The sequence below is a fragment of the Paenibacillus sp. FSL K6-1566 genome (assembly GCF_038050475.1).
Taxonomy (GTDB): Bacteria; Bacillota; Bacilli; order Paenibacillales; family Paenibacillaceae; genus Paenibacillus_AQ; species Paenibacillus_AQ lactis.
In genome coordinates this window covers 4,160,576-4,183,471 of sequence record NZ_JBBOSR010000001.1, presented here as the reverse complement: position 1 = coordinate 4,183,471, position 22,896 = coordinate 4,160,576, and the positions used below count along the sequence as shown (strand labels likewise).

The following is a 22,896-nucleotide window of genomic DNA, read 5'->3' as shown; positions in this document are numbered from 1 at the left end:
TAAGAAAATAACCTGATGAAGGAGGCAATGGCATGGAGAGAAAAGTAGCGGGCGTGTTTCGGTCAGAGCAGGAAGCGGCGCAGGCCATTGAACGGCTTCAGCGAAACGGGATTCCGAGCGATGCGATTTCGATCATTACGAAGGACCAACGGGACGCGGACCAATTAGCTGAGCAGACGGGCACGATGGCACCTGAAGGTGTGGCTGCAGGTGCGGCAACCGGAGGAATTCTTGGCGGCACCGCCGGCTTGCTCGCTGGCCTTGGCGCCTTGGCGATCCCGGGCATCGGACCGATCCTCGCTGCGGGCCCCATTGCCGCAGTGTTAACCGGCGCGGCGGTAGGAGCCGGAACCGGGGGCCTGGTCGGCGGCTTTATCGGCCTTGGCATACCCGAGGAGGAGGCAAGGGAGTACGAGTCCTATGTTGAGGAGGGGCGTATTCTGGTGCTTGTTGATGCCGATCAAGAGAATACAGGCATTTACGATATCTTCCGTGATTCGGATGCGATGAATGCGGATCGATATGGACAGGCCGGTCCCGAGGTTGATGCTTCCTTACCCCCGCGCGGAACGAATCTATGAAGTGAACTGAAAGGATCTTTTGAAGTGATTTAAAGGAACTGTCCCCTATGTGGATTATTCTGCTGGTGGACAGTTTTTTTATGTTAATTAAGGGTTGAAGCTCATCTTAATTGGCTGCTGTTTGCGGATATTCGGGATATGCAAGGGAGACTGCGAGCAGCGGGCATGCGATGGGCAGCCATCTGGAACTTATTGGATTGGCTTCGGACGTACCCGCTCCCTTAGAATAAATGAGGTCAGCAAAGAATTCGAATTGGGGGGAGCAGCTATGGCTAGAGAACGAATACCCGAGGTTGAACGATTGCGGGGCATCGCCTTTTTGGCTGTCGTGCTTCAACACTCGATTGCCCATTATTCGATTGCACCCGGAATGACGGTTAATGACGGCATCTTGATGGCGATTCTGCTCATGGCCACCAAATTTGCAGTCCCTGTGTTTGTGTTTATTACGGGTTTAGTGCTATTTTACAACGATCGTGGACATCTTCATTATGGTCGCTTCATTAAAAAACGCTTTGGCGATATCTATATTCCATTTGCTGTGTGGACTGTCGTTACAATTTTGATGAATTCGGGATTTAACCCGTTTGTTTTGGAGGATTGGAAGCATCTGGGCTATGTTCTGATCACCGGGAAGTCCAGCTCGCATTTTTGGTACATCATCATGCTGTTTCAGATGTATCTGCTGTATCCACTATTTCGTCCTGCCTTCCTTCGCGTGAAAGCACAGGAGAGCCGCCCCATCGGTTTCTTGCTTCTGCTCCTGTCGGGAGGGCTGTATTTATGGCTCATCAGCGGGATTAGCGAGATCGGCCAGTGGATGGGAAGCCTTCAGATTCCCGTTTGGAGTGAACTGTTTACGACTTATGCGGACCGGAATGCGCTATACTACTTTTTTTACTTTACGCTAGGAGCCGCCGCCGGGTTGTATCAGCAGGAGTGGAAGGGATGGATTCGCCGATACCGGAAGCTGAACTGGCTCGTTTTTGCCTTTTTGTTCGGATGGATGCTCATCCAAGCGGTGTCTGAAATCCGGGGGGCACAAGGCGGTATTACCTTCTATTCGCTGTCTTTGCTTCGGCCGTCAATGGCGTTGTTTTTGATCAGCTCGATCATCGTCATGTATGATGCGGCTGGATGGATCTGTAAATATGGCGGGGAGATGCTCAACAAGTCGCTGACCTCCATCGGCTTATACTCATACGGGGCGTACCTGATGCACCTTCTGACACTGCGTCTCAGCTACAGCGTGGATGAAAGCCTGCTGCTGCTCGCGCCACCTTCTGTTCGAATCGCCGCTTCATGGTTCATAAGTGCGGCGGCCGCATATGGGGCTACCTATGTGCTGTCGAAGCTGCCTTTTGGAAAATGGCTGGTCGGATTGTCGGGAAGAAAGGGACGCTCGCAGCCGCATCCCCCGGATATGCCGCGCCGGCTCAAGCCGAATGCTCAGGCTGGGCAAGCCCCCGGCGTTTAGTTACGCATCCCGTGGTATATAGTTCCTCACACGTATAAAACGAGAAATAACTGCCTGGGGGCAGCGCATCTGCGGGGCGCCACCAGCGCTCTGCCCCAACCCAACGTCGCTCACAAGTTCCTTTTAAGGGACTTGTTTGCCGTTCCGGCGCGCCCACGGCTCGTACAAGTCCTTTTAAGGGACTTGTTTGCCGTTCCGGCGCGCCCAGGGCGCTCACAAGTTCCTTTTGGGGACTTGTTTGCCGTTTCTGCGCGCCCAGGGCGCTCACAAGTCCCTTTTAGGGACTTGTTTGCCGTTTCGTGGCGCAAACGGCCCCTACAAGTCCCTTTTGGGGGCTTGTTTGCCGTTCCGGCGCGCCCACGTCGCTCACAAGTTCCTTTTAGGGACTTGTTTGCCGTTCCGGGGCGCCCACGGCGCCCACAAGTCCCTTTTGGGGACTTGTTTGCCGTTTCGTGGCGCCAACGGCCCCTACAAGTCCCTTTTGGGGACTTGTTTGCCGTTCCGGCGCGCCCAGGGCGCCAACGCCCCTACGGTTCCCACAAGTCTCAAACCAGGCCTTGCTTACCTCGGCCAACGGCCCCCAGCGCACCAACCAACCAAGTACCGAACTACCTGCTTGCTCGACCAACCAGTAATTAAGCAACCAAGCAAGATAATAAGCAACCGAGCAAGCAAATTGAAGACAAACCATGACCTAACCAGCTACCAAGTTAACATGCAACCAAGCAAGCAGGCGATGTCTGTGACGCGAGAACCAACGTGATCCGAACTACCGACCTAGATGCAAACCATAATAATTTCAACATATGAAAAATTCACAATAGTGAGATGCACAAATTACATCCTCGCATCAGCCCTCCCCAATCCCTACTCAACACGTTTCAATCCACCTTATTTTGGTTAAAAGAAGGGGATGCCTCCTATTGTGCAGACTGGGAAACTGTGGGTTATAATGGAAAATAAGAAAAACGTCTATCGAGGTACTCTCAATGTAGACAGACCGCGTTTAGCGGTGGTTTTTCTTGAGATATCAGGCAGCAGATCCTTCGAAGCTTATACTTTCTGATATCTTAACAAACGGGAAGAGAACCGGACAGTAAGGAGGCATTCGAATGGCTTTTATGATCGCGCAGCGTGCTTTTATCAAGGTTTATCTTATTACGATGGTAGAGCAGCAGCGGGGATACGGATATCAGATGCTGGAGGAGCTGCGCCAGCAATTTAAGGATCATGGCTATTCGCCGCCGCAGAGCGAAATCTACCGTGCACTGCATGAGCTTGTACAAGAAGGCGTGCTGTATCGCACGAAGCAGCTGAAGGGCAATGATCCGCGTGTCGATTTTCAAGAAATCGTGCTCTACCATTTCACCGACGAAGGAGTCGAGAAGGCCAAGCTGTATAAAAAGCAGGTCAAACAAGATCTGGATCGATGCCTGGGAATTCTTCATAAAGCGGTCAGCGATAATTTTGGATAGTCAATAGTCACGAACATCAACGATGATCCGAAGGAGGAATGGCCATATGAGCAGGAAATTGCGATTCGGAATTATGAGCACCGCTCGGATTGCACGAAATGCCATGATACCTGGCATCCTGAAATCGGAACGCTGTGAGGTGAAAGCCGTCGCAAGCCGCAATAAAGAGAAGGCGGCCGAGCTCGCCAAGCGCTATCATATTGATCGACATTACGGTTCCTACGACGAGCTTCTGCATGACCCCGATATTGACGCGGTTTACATTCCGCTGCCCAATCACCTTCATAAGATATGGAGCATTAAAGCTGCTGAGGCAGGAAAGCATGTGCTCTGCGAGAAGCCGGCTGCATTGACTGAAGCGGATGTCAGGGAAATGGCGGAGGTGGCCAAAGCCCATGATGTTCTGTTTGCTGAAGCGTTCATGTACCGCTATCACCCGAAGCATGCACGTGTACGCGAAATAATTGAGAGCGGTGAAATCGGTGAGCTTAGAGGCATCCACGGCTCGTTTACTTTCAATAATGCGAGTGATAAAGGAAATGTCCGCTACAGCCAAGAAATGGGCGGAGGCTCGATTTACGATGTGGGGTGCTATCCGATTTCGGCTGCCCGAATGATCTATGGCCAGGAGCCTCGGGCCGTGACGGCCCACGCATTTTTCTCCGAAGAGCATGACGGCGTGGATATGATGGTGCATGGCATGATGGAGTTTGGAAGCGGGCTTGGGCTGACCTTCGAATGCGGGATGTGGACGTATTCCAGATGTTCGCTTGAGATCTCGGGAACCGAAGGAAGAATTGAGCTTCCTTGCGCATTCGGATGGGAACGCATGGAGCATATGTCCCAAATCTGCATTCATACCCCGAAGGGGAGCCGGGAAGAGAAGGTCGGCATATACAACCATTTTGCGCTGCAGGCGGATGCCATGGCTGCCGCGGTTATGGACGGTAGGCCATTGCCTTATGGACCTGACGATTCAATAAGGAACATCCGGGCGATTGAGGCCTGCCTTCGTTCCGCGCGAACGTCGTCGCGTATCGAAATCCCGCCGGTAGAAGACAAGCCATTCCATGCATAATCAATAGATTTACATTCTTAAACCGCTGCATTGGCGGTTTATTTTTTTTGCCTATTGCATTCTTCTCCACAATCGATAAAATAAACTTAACGATAAAAATATTTTAACGGATCCAAAATTTTTAACGTTGCCATTAAAGCGATTATTTTGCTTTTAAAAGGATTTTCTTGTGCTTTTAAAAAGATTTCTTGTGTTTTAAAAGGATTTTCTGGTGCCTTTAAAAGGAATTTCTTGTCCCTGTAAAAGATTTTTACGATGCCTGATTTAAAAGGGAAGTTATCAATTCGAAATCGAAGAGGAGAAAAAGTATGCAAAATGCCGCCGTGTTAGAAAAGAGAGGATTCAGCCAGCTTCTGAGCCATAGGCCGTATCTGTTGTATTTGACCGCCCAAGCGGTTACGCGATTTGGTGATTCGTTGGATTCCATCGCATACAGCTGGATGGTCTATATGCTGACAGGATCGGAGCTCTTAATGGGGTCGTTGTTTGCTTTTAATTTTGTGCCCGGGCTGCTGTTCAGTCTGTTTACCGGAACATTCGTCGATCGATGGGTGAAGAAGCGTGTACTCATCGTGATTTATCTGGGACGTGGTATCATGGTGTCCATTACAGCGGTTCTATTTGCCTTCGGACTCCTTGAAGTGTGGCATTTGTTCTTCATTACGTTTATCAACTCCACGCTGGAATGCTTTTCAAGACCCGCGGAAATGTCGATCGTGCCGAGACTGCTTCCTCATGATAAGCTGATGACCGGCAACTCCTTCTCCACATCGATCAGCCGCAGCGCCGAGTTAATCGGATTATCCGCAGCGGGGGCCCTCATCGCCCTGATCGGAATTTCGGGAACCATCTTGATCGATGCTTGTACCTTTATCTTCGCGGCGTTGATCATCGCATTCATGCCGAATCCGGAAGCCGCTGAGGCAGCAGCAGAGAAAAGCGGAAGTCCTGCGGTTACTGAACCGGCGAAGAGGTCAGTGATCGGTGATATCCGGGAAGCGCTTGCCTTCGTCAAACAGCACGCTTTGCTTCTCATCACAACGGTGCTTGCAATGATCAACAATTTCTGTCTTGCACCCTTGAACGTGCTGCAGCCCGTGTACGTCAAAGAAACGCTGGGGGTAGGCGCAGGGGGAATGAGCGTATTGGGGAGTTCTCTTCTGATCGGGATGGTCTGCTGCGGCATCTGGATGGGACGCTACGGCAAGTCTTTCAAAAAGAGCACATTGATCATAGCAGGCTCCATTCTGCTTGGCCTTAGCTACTTCGCATTAGGCATCCCGGGCAATCTGCCGGCATTTCGGCTCGAAGCGGCTGCTGGATGTATGTTCCTGGCGGGCGTTGCCGTAACCATCTTAAATACTCCCATCTCGACTTACATCATGGAAGTGACGCCGAAAGCCCTCCTTGGGAGAGTCGGTGCGCTGATGTCGGTACTGTGTACGGCAGCCATTCCTGTCGGCAGCTTTATCACAGGGGTCATAGCGGAGCACCAACCGCCCCCAATCTTGTTTATGATTATGGGGATCGTCATGATGCTGCCCGTCATGTTTCTGCTCCGCAAGAAGAGCTTCCGTGCGATCTAGGTGACGATCTAAATGAATGACACGCTTTGTAATTTCGAGCTTCTAGGCCTATAATGAGAGGAACGAAATTTGCAAAGCTGAGGTGTTCGGTGTGGAGAGCAAGGATTTGACGACACTGGAAGAAATAAAAATATATTCGGATCCATATCGACTCCAAATTTTGAACGTACTTAACAAAATGGGCCGTCCGGCCACCGTTAAGGAAGTAGCGGACCGGATGGGGGATGTGCCCGCCAAAGTTCATTATCATATGAAAAAGCTGGAGAAAATCGAGCTGGTCAAGATTGTCTCGACCAAAGAGATTAATGGTATCATTGCAAAATACTACGAGCCATTTGCTGGTGCGATCCGGATCAAGCGCGGCAACGATACGGAAGAGCCGGTCATCAAGGAGCTGATCCGCTCCGAGACCAATAAGCTGCTGTCGGAGCTGTTCAATCAGAACAGGGAGCGGTTCTTTAAATACCTCAACAACGATGAAGAGTCAACTTCGATGCTGACGAATACGACGCTGTATATGACCGAAGATGAGGCCAGAAATCTGTTCAAGGAGCTGGATAAGCTGCTGGAGCCTTATAAAAATAAACGCAGCGAAGCGGATCAAGAATACGAGTTTTTTGCCACGAATATCCGTTCCATTGAGTAATATACCACAGCACAAAAGCTGGCACCTGTAGACCGTGCAGGTGTCAGCTTTGTCTTCTAATGCGGGAAAGATCGGCATAACCTAGTTCTTGTAATCGTCTTGTCCGGGTTTTACGGACATGGCCGGCGAAGTGGACGTGCCGTAATCGTTCACGGCGTCCCAAGCATCGGCGTCATCAAACCTGCCGCTCATACGCTGCCGGTTGATGCCTGCGCCTGATGGCGGAGCTGTCATGACATCCTCTTCAACCGGGCGGTCATCCGATAATGCCCGATTCGGTGCATGGTCGATGCAGTAGGCCGTGTAAGGCACTGCTTCCAGCCGTTGAAGCGGGATCTCTTGGCCGCATACGGTGCAATGCCCATACTCGCCGCGTTCCATACGAGCCAAGGCTGCATTGATTTGTTCCAGCTCCATGTGCTGCGATTCCTCGATGGCCAGATCGCGTCCGCGTTCGAACACTTCGGTTCCGGTGTCGGCCGGGTGATTGTCGGCGGCACTGAGCTCGCCGGTAGAATCCCGAAGGGATTCCCCGGATACGGAATCCGGATCGGAGAGCTGTTGCTCCAGACGCGCTTTGTCCTGAAGCATGCGCTGCTTCAATTGCTCATATTGTTGTTTCGTCCTGGCATTCATGATAGTCGCTCCTCTCGATCTGATGAAATGCTTCTTGTATGACAATACCCGAAATCGGGCCTGAACAATCATTTGGGATGATTCACGGCATGTCCATTCGTTTTTGGAACTTTCTCCAAAAAAGCCCCGGACAGTTTTAATCACGACGGCGAATATGATATAAAAAAAGATAGGGAGATACCGATTGCTTAAGTAGCCGTACCAATATTTGGAGGTAAATCACAATGGATGAACACATGAAACGCCGATTGGATAAACAGAAAAAGTTATTCCGGCAGCTTGGCATTCAACTGGACGCTTTGTCTATCCATGAGAAAGAATTCTCAACCAAGCTGCGTGGATACGACCAGCAGGAGGTGGATACCTTCCTGGACGAAGTGATCAAGGATTACGAACGTTTTTATGCTACGATCTCGGATCTTATGGATAAATGGCAGGAGCAGCAAATTATTATCAGGGATTTGAAGGCGGGAGTAAAGCCCGAGCCCGAGCGGCCCTTGCTGGATCCTGTGGAACTGGAAGAGACGGTGGCCAGACTGGAGGCGGACTTACGCATCCTGAAGAAGCAAATCCGGCCGGAGCAACGCTTTTATATTGACTAAGGGCCACCCCCGGCGGTCAGCATCAGCTTGATCCTGCTGTGACGCCCATGGTCTAGATTTTCCTTACATAATACGAATACTTTTCATGAAAAGAACCACAAACAGCCGATGAACGGCTATTTGTGGTTCTTCTTGTTGGATCTCGGGATGAAGAGTGCGGGGGGCGCCGGCGCTGATGAGGCTTGCGACTCCCGGACTTCAGGCGGGCTCATAAGCGGGACCGGTGATGGCAGCGGGTGTTCCTTGACGGGATGCTTCTCGGCGGACAACCCGTCGTGTGAAGACAAGCTCCATATCCTTGCCGCTTCCACCTGATGCGGGTTGCTCGTCCGGTAAACAAGCAGAAGAATGGTACCTGAAGCAAAGCCCGTAATCCAGTGAAGCCATCCGATCGGAGCGTGAGCCACTTGTCCGGACGTCAACAAATATGAACGCTCCTGCATTCTGTCCGGATCGTGGAGATGGTAGCTGATTTCTCCTTGAATCACGTAGCATAGCTCATCGGTATCCGGATGCCAGTGGGGAGGAAGGCCGCCGCCGCGATCCAGATGAATTTCGGACATGGCCATTCCCCGCAGCAGCGGAAGCTGCGCCGAAGATACGTCCGCACGCCCCCTTCCCGAAGGGCTTTCGGCAATACGTCTCGGATGGTAAACATGCCTGGTTGGAATCATGTCGCTTTCAGGCGAATGATGGTTGGTCACACGAATAAGCCTCCTTATGCGCAACAGCCGAAAGAGCGGCTGGAACACGGCCAGCATGGTTTACAGTGGCTGCGAACGATCTAAATCTGACTGCCTACGACTAAAGTAACATTGCCGTTTTCCAAGCAGGTTTTGCCTTGTAAACCATTTTCATAACAATTACTATGATGATAGGGACAGACTTATTCTGATGAAGATGGGGGAGATTGGCTGTTTGTCGAACAACCTGAAAATCAACATACGCATCAAGATCGTTTTAGGATACTTGCTGATCTTACTGTGTCTGGGAGCCTTTTTATGGATCGTCTCGGATCGCATCTCCTCCTTGCAGCAAGAAGCGGATTTTATCGAGCAGCATGACATCGAGGTCCACAATCTAACGCATGAGATCGAGAAGAATATGCTGGAGATGGAAACCGGCCAGCGGGGGTATGTCATTACAGGGGACGAGGATTATCTCGAACCGTTCAATAATGCGTTAACCGCATGGCAGATCAACTACAATAAGCTGTACCAGCTAATTAGCGACAATGCCGAGCAGGCGAATCATCTCGAGAATATCAAGGAAAACATCAAGGAATGGATACAAGTAGCAGGCCAACCGGCCGTTCAATTGAAGCAGCTTGGGCACGATGAGGAAGCCCTCCACTTCTTCATCAATGATCCCGGACAGCAAGCGATGGATTCGATCCATGACATGTTCTTATCCTTCCGTAAAACGGAGCGTGAGCTGACCGCCGCCCGCATCGATGACATGAGACATAGCAATACCAATCTGCTGTATACGATGTATGCATTATGGGCAGGGGCTGCTTTCATTACGATCGGGGCCGCCTGGTTCGTCTCCAAGAGCATTGTAAGGCCAATTTTGCAGGTGACGCATATGATTTCGGATATCGTCAAGGGAGGCAGTCTCGCGCAGCGAGTTCAAGTTCATTCCCATGATGAGGTTCGCAAGCTGGCGGATACGACCAATGAGCTGCTGGCGTTGGTCAGCAGGCAAAATTGGGCGAAGGACCATGTCAACGTCATGTCCACACTGCTGCAATCTGCGGATAAGGTGGAGACGGCCTCCCGTTTTTATATTCATAAGCTGGCTTCTATTCTAAATCTGCCGTATGGTGCGGTATTTATCGTTCGCAAAGGTCCGGAGCTGGTCAAGGCAGCCGCATTCGCTGATCCTGACGGTGAACCGTGGGATAAGGTGCGAGACCGCTTCCTCCCTGGCGAAGGCTTGGTAGGGCAGTGCATGCTGGAGAAGCGGATGATCATCCTCGATGATATTCCTCCAAACTATGTGCGGATCGAATCCGGGCTTGGCGATGCGGAGCCCTCCACGCTGCTCCTGGCTCCCGTTCTCTTCGAGGATAAGGTGCTCGGCGTGATTGAGCTGGCCATGTTCCGGCCGCTTGATGCGCTGGAGATGCAGCTGCTGGAGCAGTTAACCCATCAGCTGGGCATCTCGCTGAACTCGATTCGCAGCAAAATGGAAATCCAGCAGCTGTACCATGAATCGCAGACATTGAATGAGGAGCTGCAGAGCCAGACCGAAGAGCTGCAGACCCAAACGGAAGAACTGCAAACCCATACGGTTGAAATGCAGCTGCTAAACGAGAAGCTCGCAACCCAGAAGGAAGCGGCGCTCATTGCCGCGCAAGAGCTGGAGAATTACGCCAAGGAGCTCGAGCAGAGCTCGAAATATAAATCGCAATTTTTGGCGAATATGTCGCATGAGCTTCGAACACCGCTGAACAGCATGCTCATCCTCTTGCAGATTTTATCCGAGAACAAAAACGGAAACTTAACGGAAGAAGAGCAGCACTATGCTTCAGTCATTCATAACTCAGGCAGTGAATTATTGAACTTGATCAATGATATCCTCGATCTATCTAAGGTTGAGGCAGGCAAGATGCAGATTGATATGGATTTGGTCAATCTCACGGAGCTTCCAGAGCAAATGAGGGGATATTTCGCCAAAAGCGCGGAGTCGAAAAATTTGGACTTCGTGATCGAAATGGACGACGACTTACCGGATATCATCTACAGCGACGGGCTGAGACTGCATCAAATTCTTCGTAATCTGTTGTCCAATGCAATCAAGTTTACCGAGAGCGGCCGTGTACGACTGCACGTGTCGAAGATGAACTCCATCGTGACTTCCGATTTCATGATCACCGGAGAAGCGATTGCCTTCTCGGTGGAGGATACGGGAATCGGTATTGCCTCGAATCAGCTTCATTCGATCTTTGAGGCGTTTCACCAAGGGGAAGAGATGACGGCGCGCAAATTCGGAGGGACGGGTCTCGGACTCTCGATTTCCCTTCACCTGGCCAAGCTGCTGGGCGGTTATATCACCGTCGAGAGCGAGGAGGGCAAGGGGAGCACATTTATTTTATACCTTCCGCTCGTAACGGATTCCGAGACGGTCGAAAGCCTCTTTATTATGCCTGAGGCTGCTGCAGCCCGGAGTGAGGAGATTCTGCAGGACTATCAGACGACCGGAGTCAAGGAGCCGGAATGTCTAAAGGAACTAGAGCACAAAACCGTGCTGATCGTGGATGACGATATCCGCAATGTGTACGGATTGACCAATGCGCTTGAGAATCTTCACATGACCGTATACACGGCTCAGAACGGATATGAATGTCTGGAGCTTCTGGAAAAGCATCCGGAGATCGATTTCGTTCTGCTCGATATCGTCATGCCGGAGATGGACGGAGTGGAGGCATTGAAACGAATTCGAAGCAATCCCGATTGGGCGGACCTGCCGATCATTATTATGACCGCAAGGGCGATGGACCGGGATCAGTATCTGGGATACGGGGCGAACGGTTATATTATGAAGCCGGTACGTATGGAGAAGGTCGTTGCCGCAATCAAAGAATTAACCGGGGACCAAGGAGCCTGAAGGCGCCGGGCTCTAATCGTGTCCGGGGCCTTCAGAAAACATGTGCGTTCTTGTCGCATGTTGACGAATGCATTGCGCTTGATTTATGATGGAGTCATAACTAGACGGTAGACGGCGTGTTACCTTAACAGGGCATGAGCCAAGAAGAGACATCCTTCGGGGACGTCTTTTCTTGGCTTATTTAATATGCTGCCCATGCATCCTTTCGAGGCTCTTTTGTTAAACTTTAAGGAAAGGGGGAAGTCTATGAGCGGGCTCGAATCGTTTACGGTTATTCGCGTCATCGGTAACAATGTCGTCATGGCAACCGGCGGCAAGAAAGAATCCGAATATGTGATCCTTGGCAAAGGAATCGGTTTCGGGATCAAAGCTGGAGCGGAAATTTCTGCAAGCGATTCCCGGATCGAGAAGCTTTTTAAGCTGGAAGACCGCGAGCAATGGAGCCAGGCCCATCATTTGCTCGAGGAATTTGATCCGTTGGTGATGGACATTACCGATCAGATTCTGAATATGATTGTGCAGGAATTCCCGGGTACTTTAAACGACAAGGTCTACTTGGCTTTGCCAAGCCATATCCAATTTACCGTCTATCGGATCCGAAAAGGGATGGATATCATCAACCCTTTCCTCGAAGAGACCCGAATCAGCTTCCCTAAGGAATACGAAATTGCTGTCAAAGCGGCAGAGCTTATCGGACAGGCCTTTCATATCACCGTACCGGAGGATGAGATTGGTTTCTTGACCTATCACGTTTATTCGGCGGTCAGCCATGTGCCTGTAGGCCATCTCGTGAAGGCTTCCAATGTGGTGGGTGCACTTGTGAAGCAAATCGAGACAAAGCGACGGATCCGATTCGACCGGGGAAGCATGGATTACGTGCGGCTGCTTATGCACCTTCGCTTTTCGGTCGACCGTATATTGAATCAGGATGTAAATGTCGATAACCCGTTTGCGGAGCAGATCCGCGCAAAATTTGCGGATGAATATGAATTGGCCAAAGAGCTTGCTGCCATGATGGAGCGGGAGCTTGGCAAGGAAGTGCCGGAAGCGGAGGTCTGCTTTTTGGCCATGCATCTTTATCGCCTGTTTACGGGCCGATTGCAGCAGAAGAATCAACTCAAGGAGGAATCATAATGTTTGGTTGGAAGAAGAAGAAGACCGCTACTGCTATTCAGGTGAAAGCTCCATTATCCGGAAAGGCCGTTCCGTTGTCGGAGGTGCCGGATGAGGCGTTTGCAGCTGGACATATGGGTAAGGGCATTGCAATCGAGCCATCGGAGGGGCGTTTGATCGCTCCATTTGACGGAACGGTGGCGCATGTCATTAAAACGAAGCATGCGGTAATGCTGGAAGATCCAGCAACCGGCTTGCAGTATCTCTTTCATATCGGCATTAACACCGTCGGTTTGAAGGGAGAGGGCTATACCAGCCATGTGAATGTCGGGGATTCGGTGAAAGCCGGCCAAACGCTGATTGAATTCGATATCGAGGCCATCAAGGCGGCGGGTTATCCAACCGTGACTCCGATCATTGTTACGAATGCTGATGAATTGTCGGCTTCCGTGGAAGGACATACAGGAAATGTGACTGCAGGCACGGATCCCGTACTCAGCATCACCCTTAATTCCTAAAAAGAATATTTTTGTTATTGACAATATGGGAAGCCTGAATTAAGATTACAACATCAAATGAATACGTTTTAAGGCGTGTTACCATGGACATGGGCATGAGCCAAGAAGATGTGGACGATATTGTATATTCGTCAATCTTCTTGGCTTTTTTTGTCGGAATTGAATTTCATGCTGCCTTAAAATGATGAATACATGAGGCTTGCGAGGAGGAGGATTTACCCGAAGTTTTTTCTTTCCAGGATGGAAGGGGAAAAATAATTGTTCATTCGACGCATTATGTAAACGTTTTCAGAACAATGCTAAATTATTGAAGTTGAAAGGATGATTGACATGCTGGCTAAATTGCAAAAGCTGGGTAAGTCTCTTATGCTGCCGGTGGCCACATTGCCTGCAGCAGGGATTTTGCAGGGGCTTGGATTGATCGACTATCAAAAGGATATACCTTTGGGAGCTCTCGGAGCTTTTCTGAATCAATATGTAACTCCGTTCATGACTTCCGGGGCCCTTGCGATTTTGGATAATCTGCCGATTATCTTTGCGATCGGGGTTGCGATCGGATTCGCCGGGGACGCTGTTGCGGCTCTTTCCGCCCTTATCGGGTACATGGTGCTAACGAGAGTGCTGGAAAAAGTTCCGCTGCAAATGCCGTTTATACCGGATGACGTGAAGCTGAATATGGGCGTGCTTGGCGGATTCTTTGTCGGTCTGTGGTCTGCCTACCTGTATGGCAAATTCCACAAGATTAAAATGCCGGACTGGCTAGGCTTCTTTGCAGGTAAACGCTTTGTTCCGATTATCACGGCAGCCTCCACGATGGTGCTTGCGGTGCTGATCGGCATGATTTGGAGCCCAATCCAGGATGCCATTTCCGCCTTCGGCAACTGGGTTGTCGGTCTTGAAGGCATTGGATCGTTCATTTTCGGTACAGCCAACCGCTTGCTGATCCCTCTGGGTCTGCACCACGTATTAAACTCCATCGCCTGGTTCCAGATTGGGGATTACACCAATGCCGCGGGCGAAGTCGTTCACGGCGACCTGTGGCGTTTCTTTGCGGGAGATCCGACGGCCGGGATGTTCATGTCCGGTTTCTTCCCGATCATGATGTTTGCGATGCCTGCTGCGGCACTGGCCTTTATTCATACAGCCAAGCCGTCCAAACGCAAGCTCGTCGGCTCGATCTTTATCGGTTCGGCAGTAGCATCGTTCCTGACGGGGATCACCGAACCGCTTGAATTTGCGTTCATGTTCGTTGCTCCGGTATTATATGTGGTGCATGCGATTTTGACAGGTCTTTCCGGATTGATCATGTACGTCCTTGATGTCCATCTGGGCTTCTCATTCTCGGCGGGCTTGATCGACTACCTGGTGAATCTGAAGCTGTCTACCAACGCATGGCTGCTCCTGCCGGTAGGCTTGGCTTTCGGCGTGGTATACTATCTGCTGTTCAGAATCCTGATCGTCAAGCTGAACTTGAAAACGCCTGGACGCGAGGATGATGGCGAGGAGACCGAAAGCGCTGAAGGCGCAGGAGGTGCGGTTGCCGGTAATGACAGCCAGGCTGCCAAGGTGCTGGCTAACATCGGCGGCGAGGACAATATCGTTAGCGTCGATGCTTGCATCACCCGGCTTCGTCTTGTGGTTAAAGACGACAAGGCCGTGAACGACTCCGCTTTGAAAACGCTCGGCGCAGCCGGAGTCATGCGACTCGGCCAAGGTGCGGTTCAGGTTGTGTTCGGACCGAAATCGGAACAACTGAAGGATGAGATCAAAAACATGACAGGGAAGTAACTTGATGAATGAAGCACCAAAGAAGCGGGGGGAGTTAACCCGCTTCTTTTTATATATTCAAAGCTCCACGGTATTCACTTCTCTGCGCTCCCACCAAGAGAGAAGACTTTCATTAACATCAATCTTACGTAAACATCAATCTTATGCAGGGATGCCCGATTCATTTCCCGCTTGTCCTCCAAAAGCTCATCTCGGATGTGCTAACCCCATCGATGTTAAAACTCACAAATGCTTAAGATTGCCCCGATTTTCGACCACGGTCGTTATGCGCAGCTTGAAATCCAGGTTGGGATAGTATCCTGATCTCCAATCCTGAAGCTGTTCCCGAGTCAAGTGCTTTCTGAAGTATTGTCCCAAGGCCAATATATCGGCTTGTTCTTTTTGCGTTTTCCGAAACATCTTATTCAGCCTGAGGGTGAGGAGCTCTTCGAGTTTTTCTTTGATCTGCGTTTCTGTCGGATGTCCCCTGGAGTCCAGAATGGTAACCTTCAGCCTGAGATGGCTTCGAAGGTAAGGCTTGCCATCCTGAAGCCAGCTATGATGGGATAGCCGGTTGCTGGTGATTTGAACGGTGGCGCTATCCATGACCTCGATTTTGCCGAATGCGCTTTTTCCATAAAAGGCGTTGGCCACAAGCGTTTCATCGGTTCCGATTTGGCCTGTCATCCGTCCATTTTTGATGATGGCAGCGCCCAGGCATTCGATGCTTGTGGATTGGCCGGAACGAATGATCGGGACGATCACATCATGCGTATAGGAATGAATGCTTCGAAACATTTGCCATACGCGCGTGTCGGCCAATTGGGGGTTCCAGCCGGCATTTTTCTCGAAATAATCATAGATGATACTGCCGTTTTGCTCCGATTTCGCTTCCATGTCTGAGAAGAATTGATCCAGGGGTTGATCGCTGATGGCTAACAGCGTTTTGGAGGAGATATCCCTGGAGCGGTTAAAGGCGGATATAATATCCTCCATCCCTCTGCGGGCAACGTTTTTATCTGCAATAACGATCTTCAAATGCAGAAGATCCACCTGGGTCTCCATATTCATGCTTATATCATCGATGATGTCATTGATCGTGTCGCCGGTTTCCGAAACGATGTTGACCGAGCTCGTTTCATTCGTTGCCGGAATGTCCAGGAACACCTTATATTGATTCTCTTCAGTTAACGAAATGCCCATGATGACCGGAAGCGACCGATGGTTGATGTCCTTGGTATCCCAGCAGCCGGCAAGCAGGGGGACCGCTCCTACCAGTAATAGAATGAGCTTGATCGCCGTGCGGGGCTTAGCCGGGTTGTCCATATGCGAGTTGTTTATATCCGACTTATTCATATTAAGTAACCTCCGTTGTGCGGCTTGCTTTATGCTTGTGCCGCCATCCGATGATGAACGTGATCAGTGGAACGATCAGAAAAATATACATCCTGAGAGGTATGATCCACCCTTGCAGCTTCTTCAGGAAATCCCAGTTGGGAATAGCCATGGAAATGGCAAACAATCCGGCAGTCAGTACAATCAACAGGTAGAGATTCGGGATAACCGGAATTGCACGCTTCGTAAGCGTCAAGAGAATCCATAGCGTGACTCCCAAGTACAGCATGGCAAACGCCATCAGGCTCAACAGGAAAAAAATCGTGATCCGATCGAACAAGAGCCATGTAATATTCACGGTGTCGATGGTCATGAGCATGGGGAACTCGTACAATTCGGCGGTTGCTTGCCCAAAGGTCAGGAGCGGCAAATATACCGATAACAGGAACATGGGAAGCAGGAGGAGGCAGCCCAGCATCATTTTTTTTAGACTGATATGTATGGACGGAGGTAACAGCCCCAGAAAAAAGAAGCCGCCTGCATACACGAATAAACTGACCAGAAAATCGGGCTTGATTAAGAAATGGAAGGTCTGCTCGCGATCTATGATCGGCAGCAAATAATACCAGTCCACATTTTGAAAGCTGAGGCAGAGAACAAACAAAATGGGGAACGAAAACAGGATAACCAAGAGGACCCCGGTGCGTGCCATGCTGGCCATTCCTTGCCAGGCCATAAGAAAAGCAATGCCGATCAATAGCAGCTGGATCGCCCATAACGGCGTGCTCGATAAAAAGACCAAGGTCAGCATCTCCGAATACGCTCTCAGCGTTATGATGATCGCTATGCCAAAATAAAAGAAGACGGGAATCAACAACAGCCAAGTGAAAAAGGTTCCGGTGCTGCGGAACATATCCACGACGTTCTTCTGGGCAGTCCAGGTGAGCCCCTTCAGATAAACGTAAAGTGCAGCGGTATGGAGCGCATAGCTTATCCCTATTCCGATCCAGTGTCCCATGTCCATGGCTGTAAACAGATCGGACGGATAGAGAAAAAAGATAAGCCCCATATGACAAACGACGTATAAAATGGTTGCCTAATAACCGCTCTTATCCATTTCGCTCATCCTTCTTATTGAATGCAGGGAACGATAAGTAAGGAATGCCCATGCTTGTTTGTTGACCTAAGTAAGCACATACGACAACGATCCCGGCGAGAAGACCCAGCATGCCGTAGATGGCGGATAGGATAATCAGCACATATTTGAACACGCGTAAAGTCACCGAGTTCTGAAATCCGACAACCGTAGAAGAAGCAATGGTTGTGCCTGCCAGAACGATAATCAGCAGATTGCTGACAAGTTTGGCGGATACGGCGGCCTGGCCCAAGATAATACCGCCAACCATCGTAATGGTGGGGCCGACGCTTTTGGGAAGACGCACACTCGCTTCCAGAATGAGCTCGAGAACAATGAGAAGCAGGAGTGTCTCGACAAAGGCAGGATAAGGGACATCCTGTCTGCTGTTTGCAATCGATAAGGCCAGCTGAAGTCTTAGAACCTCGGGATTGACGGATACCAGGGCAACATATAATCCGGGAATGATCGTAGCGATCAAGGCGCCAACGATTCTTAAGAACCGGATCAGGTACATGAAGGGGAGGGCGTAATTATAATCATCCTTCAAACAGAACATATCCATAATGAGACTAGGCAAAATAATCGCGAAAGGATAACGGTCTATCATGAGTACGATTTTGCCCTGTTGAAGGGAATGGGCCGCATTTTGCGGCATTTCCGTCATGTTGAAGTTGGGGACGAACGACCATGGGTTCACGCCCAGAATGTTCCCGAGCTGCTGAATATGATCAACCTCCTGGTCCCGTCCCGCCTTGATTTTCGCTTGAACGGAATGCAGTAACCGGGGGGCGACCCGATTCTCATGATAAATTAACAATAATGACTTAGGGCAATTCTTCCCGACTTTATAGGTCTCCACTTGCATGGAGCCTCCGGAGCAATGCTTTCGCAAAATGCCGATGTTCGTATTGATATCCTCCTGAAAAGCGCTGCTTGCTCCGTAAAGCGTATTTTCGGTCTCGGGTGAAGTAACGGAACGGGTGACATTTTTGGATATCGGAAGGACGGCGCTGCAAGTCCCGGACTTGGGTTCGAATAGGATCAGATTGCCCTTTATGATTTCAGGTACAATCGCTTCCAGCTTAGGCTCAATAAGCTTGCCCAATATTTTCAGAAGAGCAGCGGGCTGGAGTGAAGCATGGACCAGGTTTGAGGTTTGGGTTTGAAGGGACGCGATGCTCTGGGGCAGATCAACCAAAGAATCCAGACCGATGATCTGAACTTCATATTGCAGCAATCGAATTTCAACATGGAAATAATCGGCGTTTTCTTTAAAATAGGCAGCCAGGCTTTCTTTAAGTTCCATACCGAGATCACTCCCCCCGTCAAAACGATTAATAGATATCATTTCCATTGCAGCCACCAGTTTATGCATAATCCGCGTGTTGATGCACTCTACAGTCTTGGGGTAAGAAGCTGAGGCTGATCCCGAAAGCGAGGGAAAGCGCGAGAAATTCAAGCGAAGAGCCGATATGAAATGCGAGAAACCCTGTGCTTGTAAAAAGTGCAGGGTTTCTATAGCGGTTAAAAGCTACAAGATTTAAATTTTTGCTTCTATAATATATATCCGTTTTACCGGTTTATATTTTTGCGCTGACCCCAATAGCGAAGGCTTACTTGAACGTCAATCTCACGCAGCGATGCCTGATGCATTTCCCGCTTCTCTTTCCTCAGCTCGTCCCATAGCTTGGGATCGGCTCGGCGAAGCTGAAGGCCTAATTGATAGGGGTCGGCATGAATGGCTGCGGTTTTCAGGAAGGTATTCCGAATCTCCTCGCGGAGCGAAGCCTCAGTTAGCTTCTTCATTTCGCCAATGCGAGTCTTCTGATAAATATTTTGGACCATTCCATCAACGTTCAATTTGATCCGGTAATAGACCTCCTCTCCTTCGCGTATGATCTCAATGGCGGATTTCGGATTCTCCAGGTAGATGCTGCCAGCCGCTTTGATTCCGGAAAATACGACCAGGGAAGCGCGTGTCTCGGGCGTGGAGAGCCAGCGGATACCGGCGAGATCGGAACGTTGCATCCATCCCTTCAGGGTCTGATGCTGTATCAAAAATGCGCCGTTAACTTCAAGCAGCGGATGCTGCTTTAAATTTTCCGTCCAGTTTGCCGTGGTAATCTGGAGGGAAGGAAGAACGACGGTAGCCGCATCTTCACGATAGAGACGGATAAAGTTCACGAATTGGATCGGGCGGATGAACGAGAATTGCCGATAGCTCTCCTGCGGCTCATGGAGCAGCGAATGCAGCGGAGACAATTGGAAAAAAGGCGACACGGTAAACAGATCCTCCATCGAGTCCTTGGTTCCGTAGATCCATTTGGTATAGCGGATCTCTTGCGACCGGTCCGTCATATCGAATACTTGGGACAACCGTTCGGGCACCAGTACAGACTCGCCAAGCACCAACGCCGTCACATGCCCCCAAGAAATCCGCTGCTGGTTTGCCGTGTAAAGATCGATCAGCGCATCCGAGAGCGTGCTTCCGGTTCCCCTGCCGACCCAAATCGGTGCCGTTTCGGTCTGTTTTGTTCCTTCCTGTCTGGCAATCGTCGCAAAATCAAGCATCTGAACATAGATGATATACTGATCTTCCTTGTAATCGATTCCGAGCGCGGTAATATAATTGATGTCCTGGACCTCTTTGTTGTCCCAGCAGCCGGCAAGCAGCACGGACATGATGATGAAGAGGCAGAGAAGCTTCTTCATATCGCCCCGCCTTTCTTCCGTTTATCAGGGAGTCTCATCAGGTTTCGCACGACCTTGGACAAAGAGAACGGGGAGAAGGGAGCCAGAAAAGGCTGTCCGAACGGGCGATGGTGAGCCATATATTGGACGATAAAGAATACCGATACGAAGAAGCCGAATAGGCCGAGAATGGCAGATAAACCAAGGATGAAGTACCGCATAATCGTCTGTGTGACGACGAAATCCTCGTTGGTATGGGTTGAGCCGGCCACAAAGGACAGCGCACCGATCACCGTCATGGTCGGGGAGAAGAATCCGCCCCGTATCGCTGCGTCCCCGATAATGATGCCGGAAACGACCGTAATCGTTGAAGCGATCGGAGAAGGCATCCGTATGCCGGCTTCCCGAAGCAGCGTCAGCAGAAACAGAATGATCAGCATTTCGAATCCGGTTGGAATCGGAAGGCCGAGCCGGGTATTGGCGATCGTAGCTAGGAGCGGGAACGGGATCTGGTCTTGATGAAAGGACACAACCGTGATATAGAATCCCGGCAGCATGATGGAAATCAGAAAACCCAGCAGCCGTAGCAGTCTCCATGGAAAGACGTAGTAGTATGGCATTTGGGGATCCTCGGTCGCGAACAGAAGCTGCATGAGGCTGGCCGGCGCGACCAGAACGACCGGACTTCCCTGCATGATGATGATCAACCTGCCGCGCGTCAAGGAATCATAGGCCCGATCCGGCCGGCCGGTATAATCGAACATCGGCAGCACGCTGTACCGGTACGGAGATATATGCTCAGCCAGCTCTGCGATGCCGGTAGGCGATTCCCCATTGAACGATTGAAGCTTCTTGGTAACTTCATCCACCGTCTCAGGGATGACTTTATCTTTGAGATACATGATTCCAATAGAGGTTTTACTCCGGTCACCCAGCTCAAACACGGTAAAGACGAGATCTGTCGTTTTCATGCGCTTGCGTATGAGGGCTACATTGGTGTCCAATTCCTCGACGAATCCGTCCTTTGGGCCTTTGATCGAGGTTTCGGAGGAGCTTTCCTCCGGGGATCTTGAAATATTATTCGCCGCGCTAAATGAATACAGCTTATCGCTGCTCGGGAAATACAGCGCTACATCCCCTGAAAAAATATGATCTACAAGTGCATCCTCATCCGTTACTTGTTCCAGGCTAAGCTGCATTTTCAGCTCGGAGGGATCGAAGGCTTTGTTCTGATCGCTGCAAGCTTTCCATTTATCGTTGATGACGGGCAGAATGATTTTGGAGATCAACGCCGTGTCGCTCATATAGACGTTATAGACCAATATGGCCCAAGGCTGCTTGGCATCGTCGATACCAGGGAACGTTGAAATAAGGATATCGTCGCAATCGGCAAATCGTTCTTGTAGACTTTCCAAGGTTATCATGAAGAATTCTCTCCTTTCGCTGAGCTGTGATGCGGTTGTCTTCGAATCAGGAGGAACATGAGTACGCTCAGTACGGTGAGGTAGATGCTGGAGATCGGCAAGAAATAGTCGGCCATGACATAGTACATCTTCAGATTACTGATGGGCGATGCGCAGAGAATGATCATTAGCAAGGAGACTGCCAGTATACCGACGCTTCGCTTCGAAGGCGGCAGCAGCGTCTCGCACAGCAAATAAATCGATAGCGAGATGGAAATATAGGCTCCGCTCAGCCACTGGAAGATGGACAGAAAGTCGACATGCTCAACGAATTTGCCGAGCTTTACGAGGCGCCACTGCTCATAGGCCGGATAACGCTGCAGTTTCATCTCTTCAGGTCCGAATTCCGCAATGCCGCCTATCGTGGGACCGAATGTCAAGAACACTAGTACGGCGTGAATCGCAAGCACCGTCAGGAAACGAGGCTTTTTCTGAAGATACGGCCGAAGAAACAGGATCAATATAAACTGCGACAGCCCCCCGAACATGACCGGCAGACCCTTGAGGACCGGGGTGAAGCCATGCTCAAGTACCGGCATCAGATAGTGGTAGTTCTTCACTTTAAAATTTGCAACGGATACAAATATGCCAAGAAGTACGACGATGGGCAGCAGAATTCCCGCAGAGATGCCGACTGTCCGTAATCCTTGTCGCGCGGTTACCAGACATAGCAAGACCAGAATCAGGGACGTGGCGATGACGGGAGTCTGCAGCAAATAGGTGGATTTCGTCCAGTCGATCACTTCCTTGAGCGTGTAAAAGGCAAACGAGATGAAGTACAAAGCCGACATGCCCATGATAACCATTCGTGCACCCTTGCCGCTGCTCTCATCGATCGCCTGCCGGATGGTGCGGTCTCCAAGCTTACGGATAATGCCGTAAATCAGAAGCACCCATGGAAGAAACAAAACGGCGGAAACAAGAATCGTGATCCAGGCGTCCCGCCCCGATGTTTCAATGAGCACCGGAATGATCATGACGTGGTTCGTCAAGCCGGCTGTCAGCATCATCATCATAAATGCCTGATTCGTTGGAATTCCGCTTCCCCCTGACATGCTCATCCTCCTTACCGGCTTTTATACGGCTTAGAGTTCTCGGGAAATACCCAAAATATGCGATCTCATCCAATCATGGAGGGGGAAAAACGTCAATAGGCTGACCCTCTTGGAAGCCATAAA

Annotated in this window: 19 protein-coding genes; 11 read left to right on the top strand and 8 right to left on the bottom strand. The window is 50.3% G+C overall.

Annotated elements, in window-relative coordinates:
* The first annotated feature begins 32 nt into the window (after positions 1-32).
* The 6 genes from NST08_RS18330 to NST08_RS18305 all read left to right on the top strand — a co-directional run bounded on the left by NST08_RS18330 (position 33) and on the right by NST08_RS18305 (position 6,843).
* Positions 33-581, top strand: a complete 549-nt coding sequence (locus NST08_RS18330) for a general stress protein (RefSeq protein ID WP_007128619.1) — start codon at positions 33-35, stop codon at positions 579-581.
* 268 nt (positions 582-849) lie between these two features.
* Positions 850-2,058, top strand: coding sequence for an acyltransferase (locus NST08_RS18325; RefSeq protein ID WP_341342127.1), 1,209 nt, complete (start codon positions 850-852; stop codon positions 2,056-2,058).
* A gap of 1,112 nt (positions 2,059-3,170) precedes the next feature.
* On the top strand, positions 3,171-3,533 hold the full coding sequence (locus tag NST08_RS18320) for a helix-turn-helix transcriptional regulator (RefSeq protein WP_007128617.1): 363 nt from the start codon (positions 3,171-3,173) through the stop codon (positions 3,531-3,533).
* 46 nt (positions 3,534-3,579) lie between these two features.
* A complete protein-coding gene (locus NST08_RS18315) occupies positions 3,580-4,611 on the top strand; it encodes a Gfo/Idh/MocA family protein (protein ID WP_213616994.1) in 1,032 nt (343 codons plus the stop codon).
* Between the two features lie 308 nt (positions 4,612-4,919).
* Entirely contained in the window at positions 4,920-6,197 is a 1,278-nt protein-coding gene (locus NST08_RS18310; RefSeq protein WP_341033038.1) for an MFS transporter, read from the top strand.
* Positions 6,198-6,303: 106 nt separating this feature from the next.
* Positions 6,304-6,843: a winged helix-turn-helix domain-containing protein gene (locus NST08_RS18305; protein ID WP_244152653.1), complete on the top strand. Its 540-nt coding sequence runs from the start codon at positions 6,304-6,306 to the stop codon at positions 6,841-6,843.
* An 81-nt stretch (positions 6,844-6,924) separates the two neighbouring features.
* On the opposite strand, the gene NST08_RS18300 is transcribed toward NST08_RS18305, so the two are convergent.
* A complete protein-coding gene (locus NST08_RS18300) occupies positions 6,925-7,479 on the bottom strand; it encodes a TraR/DksA C4-type zinc finger protein (protein WP_341342126.1) in 555 nt (184 codons plus the stop codon).
* Positions 7,480-7,703: 224 nt separating this feature from the next.
* Here NST08_RS18300 and NST08_RS18295 point away from each other — a divergent pair, with 224 nt between their 5' ends.
* Complete coding sequence (locus NST08_RS18295) at positions 7,704-8,081, top strand: DivIVA domain-containing protein (protein ID WP_007128612.1); 378 nt, start codon at positions 7,704-7,706, stop codon at positions 8,079-8,081.
* Positions 8,082-8,197: 116 nt separating this feature from the next.
* Here NST08_RS18295 and NST08_RS18290 read toward each other — a convergent pair whose 3' ends face one another.
* A complete protein-coding gene (locus NST08_RS18290) occupies positions 8,198-8,785 on the bottom strand; it encodes a cupin domain-containing protein (RefSeq protein WP_007128611.1) in 588 nt (195 codons plus the stop codon).
* A gap of 214 nt (positions 8,786-8,999) precedes the next feature.
* Here NST08_RS18290 and NST08_RS18285 point away from each other — a divergent pair, with 214 nt between their 5' ends.
* From NST08_RS18285 to NST08_RS18270, 4 genes are all read left to right on the top strand, one after another.
* Positions 9,000-11,693, top strand: a complete 2,694-nt coding sequence (locus NST08_RS18285; RefSeq protein WP_341033039.1) for a CHASE3 domain-containing protein — start codon at positions 9,000-9,002, stop codon at positions 11,691-11,693.
* 246 nt (positions 11,694-11,939) lie between these two features.
* Complete coding sequence (locus tag NST08_RS18280; protein WP_007128609.1) at positions 11,940-12,827, top strand: BglG family transcription antiterminator; 888 nt, start codon at positions 11,940-11,942, stop codon at positions 12,825-12,827.
* Positions 12,827-13,324 (top strand): PTS sugar transporter subunit IIA, encoded by a 498-nt coding sequence (locus NST08_RS18275; protein ID WP_007128608.1) that lies wholly within the window; start codon positions 12,827-12,829, stop codon positions 13,322-13,324. The genes NST08_RS18280 and NST08_RS18275 overlap by 1 nt, the downstream gene beginning before the upstream one ends.
* Positions 13,325-13,654: 330 nt before the next feature.
* A complete protein-coding gene (locus NST08_RS18270) occupies positions 13,655-15,112 on the top strand; it encodes a PTS transporter subunit EIIC (RefSeq protein ID WP_007128607.1) in 1,458 nt (485 codons plus the stop codon).
* Between the two features lie 222 nt (positions 15,113-15,334).
* On the opposite strand, the gene NST08_RS18265 is transcribed toward NST08_RS18270, so the two are convergent.
* From NST08_RS18265 to NST08_RS18240, 6 genes are all read right to left on the bottom strand, one after another.
* Positions 15,335-16,447: a Ger(x)C family spore germination protein gene (locus NST08_RS18265; RefSeq protein ID WP_007128606.1), complete on the bottom strand. Its 1,113-nt coding sequence runs from the start codon at positions 16,445-16,447 to the stop codon at positions 15,335-15,337.
* A gap of 1 nt (position 16,448) precedes the next feature.
* Positions 16,449-17,495 carry a GerAB/ArcD/ProY family transporter gene (locus NST08_RS18260; protein WP_341342125.1) on the bottom strand — a complete coding sequence of 349 codons (1,047 nt, stop codon included), beginning with the start codon at positions 17,493-17,495 and terminating at the stop codon, positions 16,449-16,451.
* A gap of 40 nt (positions 17,496-17,535) precedes the next feature.
* Complete coding sequence (locus NST08_RS18255; RefSeq protein ID WP_341033040.1) at positions 17,536-18,870, bottom strand: spore germination protein; 1,335 nt, start codon at positions 18,868-18,870, stop codon at positions 17,536-17,538.
* 266 nt (positions 18,871-19,136) lie between these two features.
* Complete coding sequence (locus tag NST08_RS18250; protein ID WP_341342124.1) at positions 19,137-20,276, bottom strand: Ger(x)C family spore germination protein; 1,140 nt, start codon at positions 20,274-20,276, stop codon at positions 19,137-19,139.
* Complete coding sequence (locus tag NST08_RS18245; protein ID WP_341342123.1) at positions 20,273-21,679, bottom strand: spore germination protein; 1,407 nt, start codon at positions 21,677-21,679, stop codon at positions 20,273-20,275. The genes NST08_RS18250 and NST08_RS18245 overlap by 4 nt, the downstream gene beginning before the upstream one ends.
* On the bottom strand, positions 21,676-22,773 hold the full coding sequence (locus NST08_RS18240; protein WP_210095099.1) for a GerAB/ArcD/ProY family transporter: 1,098 nt from the start codon (positions 22,771-22,773) through the stop codon (positions 21,676-21,678). The genes NST08_RS18245 and NST08_RS18240 overlap by 4 nt, the downstream gene beginning before the upstream one ends.
* Positions 22,774-22,896: the final 123 nt, after the last annotated feature.

Excerpts from the sequence above, each read along its gene's own strand:
- NST08_RS18270 (WP_007128607.1), top strand. The coding sequence starts at position 13,655 with ATGCTGGCTAAATTGCAAAAGCTGGGTAAGTCTCTTATGCTGCCGGTG.
- NST08_RS18330 (WP_007128619.1), top strand. The coding sequence starts at position 33 with ATGGAGAGAAAAGTAGCGGGCGTGTTTCGGTCAGAGCAGGAAGCGGCG.
- NST08_RS18310 (WP_341033038.1), top strand. The coding sequence starts at position 4,920 with ATGCAAAATGCCGCCGTGTTAGAAAAGAGAGGATTCAGCCAGCTTCTG.
- NST08_RS18325 (WP_341342127.1), top strand. The coding sequence starts at position 850 with ATGGCTAGAGAACGAATACCCGAGGTTGAACGATTGCGGGGCATCGCC.
- NST08_RS18295 (WP_007128612.1), top strand. The coding sequence starts at position 7,704 with ATGGATGAACACATGAAACGCCGATTGGATAAACAGAAAAAGTTATTC.
- NST08_RS18245 (WP_341342123.1), bottom strand. The coding sequence starts at position 21,679 with ATGATAACCTTGGAAAGTCTACAAGAACGATTTGCCGATTGCGACGAT.
- NST08_RS18275 (WP_007128608.1), top strand. The coding sequence starts at position 12,827 with ATGTTTGGTTGGAAGAAGAAGAAGACCGCTACTGCTATTCAGGTGAAA.
- NST08_RS18315 (WP_213616994.1), top strand. The coding sequence starts at position 3,580 with ATGAGCAGGAAATTGCGATTCGGAATTATGAGCACCGCTCGGATTGCA.
- NST08_RS18240 (WP_210095099.1), bottom strand. The coding sequence starts at position 22,773 with ATGTCAGGGGGAAGCGGAATTCCAACGAATCAGGCATTTATGATGATG.
- NST08_RS18250 (WP_341342124.1), bottom strand. The coding sequence starts at position 20,276 with ATGAAGAAGCTTCTCTGCCTCTTCATCATCATGTCCGTGCTGCTTGCC.
- NST08_RS18265 (WP_007128606.1), bottom strand. The coding sequence starts at position 16,447 with ATGAATAAGTCGGATATAAACAACTCGCATATGGACAACCCGGCTAAG.
- NST08_RS18280 (WP_007128609.1), top strand. The coding sequence starts at position 11,940 with ATGAGCGGGCTCGAATCGTTTACGGTTATTCGCGTCATCGGTAACAAT.
- NST08_RS18300 (WP_341342126.1), bottom strand. The coding sequence starts at position 7,479 with ATGAATGCCAGGACGAAACAACAATATGAGCAATTGAAGCAGCGCATG.
- NST08_RS18260 (WP_341342125.1), bottom strand. The coding sequence starts at position 17,495 with ATGGGGCTTATCTTTTTTCTCTATCCGTCCGATCTGTTTACAGCCATG.
- NST08_RS18255 (WP_341033040.1), bottom strand. The coding sequence starts at position 18,870 with ATGGAACTTAAAGAAAGCCTGGCTGCCTATTTTAAAGAAAACGCCGAT.
- NST08_RS18320 (WP_007128617.1), top strand. The coding sequence starts at position 3,171 with ATGGCTTTTATGATCGCGCAGCGTGCTTTTATCAAGGTTTATCTTATT.